Genomic DNA, 1,670 nt, shown 5'->3' with positions numbered 1-1,670 from the left:
GCACACGCACCGGCTGCGCGCGCTCTTCGATGCCGTGGTGGTCGGTGCCGGCACGGTCGCGGCCGACGATCCGCGGCTCACGACGCGGGAGGTGGACGGCCCCGACCCGGTGCGCGTGGTGATCGACACGGAACGCCGGCTGGGCAGCGGCCATCGCGTCTTCGCCGGGCCACCACGCACCCTGCTGGCCTGCGCCGGGGACGCGCCGGGCGGCGACGGCACGCATCACGGCAGCGCCGAGATCCTGCGCCTGCCGCGCGACAACTTCCTGCCCGCCCTGCTGCACGCGCTTTTCGCGCGCGGGCTGCGCCGCGTCTTCGTGGAGGGCGGCGGCATCACCGTTTCCCGCTTCCTGGCCGCGGGGCTGCTGGACCGGCTGCATCTGACCGTGGCGCCGGTCATCCTGGGCTCCGGCCGCCCGGCCTTCGTGCTGCCGGAGGTCGCGCGCATCGCCGAGGGGCTGCGCTTCGCCTGGACCGTGCATCCGCTGGGCGACGACGTGCTCTTCGACATCCCCCTGGACCGGGCCAGGCCAGGCATCTGCCGGGACGCGGCGCCGGAAGCGCGGGAAGCCACGGCGTGACGGAGGCCACCGCGCTCTGGAGCGTCGCGCCCGGTCGGGCGGAGCTTCGCCGCGAGACCCTGCCCCCGCCGGGTGACGGGGAAGCGCTGGTGCGCAGCCTCGCCAGCGGCGTGTCGCGCGGCACGGAACGCCTCGTGCTTGCCGGCCGCGTTCCGGAAAGCCAGTGGGGCGTCATGGCCGCGCCCCTGATGGGCGGCGCCTTCCCCTTCCCGGTGAAGTACGGCTATGCGGCGGTGGGCGTGGTGGAGGCCGGGCCGGAACCTCTGCTCGGGCGCCGTGTCTTCTGCCTGCATCCGCACCAGGACCGCTTCGTGGCGCCAGCCATGATGTGCATTCCCGTGCCCGACCGCATCCCCGATCGCCGCGCCGTGCTGGCCGCGAACATGGAGACGGCGCTCAATATCCTCTGGGACGCCGCGCCGGTCGCGGGCGAGCGCGCCCTGGTCATCGGCGCGGGCGTGGTCGGCCTGCTCGGCGCCTTCCTGCTGTCGCGCATTCCCGGCATCGACCTCCAGATCCTGGACCGCGATCCCGCGCGGCGGGCCGTGGCGGAACGGCTCGGCCTGCGCTTCGCCGGACCGGAGGAGGCGCCGGCGGAACGGGAACTGGTCATCCATGCCAGCGCCAGCGCTGAGGGGCTCCGCCTCGCGCTCCGCTGCGCGGCGATGGAGGCGCGCATCCTGGAGGCGTCCTGGTTCGGCGATGCGGAGATCGGCCTGCCGCTCGGCGAGGCCTTCCACGCACGCCGCCTGCGCCTCCTTTCCACCCAGGTCGGGCAGGTCTCGCCCGCCATGCGCGGTCGCCGCACGCATGCGGAACGCCTGGCGCTGGCCCTGTCGCTGCTGGACGATCCCAGGCTGGATGCGCTCTGCGGTCCGGTGCTGCCCTTCGCCGATCTGCCGCAGGCGCTGCCGGGGCTGCTCGAACCGCCGCCGGACCAGGATGCGCCGCTCTGCCCGGTTGTCGTCTACTGAGGCTTCCGGCGCCGTGGCGCGGGACCGGTCGCGCGCCGCACGCCGGAAGCCTTCGCCCGCTTCGCTGGCCTTCACCGCCCCGCTCTTCCGTCCGGGGCGCCCCGCCTTCATTC

2 protein-coding genes are annotated in these 1,670 nt (G+C 74.8%); both read left to right on the top strand.

Annotated elements, in window-relative coordinates:
- Positions 1 to 583 (top strand): RibD family protein (locus ROTAS13_RS24155; protein WP_075823634.1); only part of this gene is annotated, 583 nt, incomplete at its 5' end.
- Positions 580 to 1,557, top strand: a complete 978-nt coding sequence (locus ROTAS13_RS24150) for a zinc-binding alcohol dehydrogenase (protein WP_075823633.1) — start codon at positions 580 to 582, stop codon at positions 1,555 to 1,557. The genes ROTAS13_RS24155 and ROTAS13_RS24150, both read left to right, overlap by 4 nt.
- The last annotated feature ends 113 nt before the right edge of the window (positions 1,558 to 1,670 follow it).

Source organism: Roseomonas sp. TAS13 (genome assembly GCF_001950415.1).
Lineage (GTDB): Bacteria > Pseudomonadota > Alphaproteobacteria > Acetobacterales > Acetobacteraceae > Roseomonas > Roseomonas mucosa.
The sequence above is the reverse complement of the archived record's forward strand: the minus strand, read 5'-3'. Positions and strand labels throughout refer to the sequence as shown.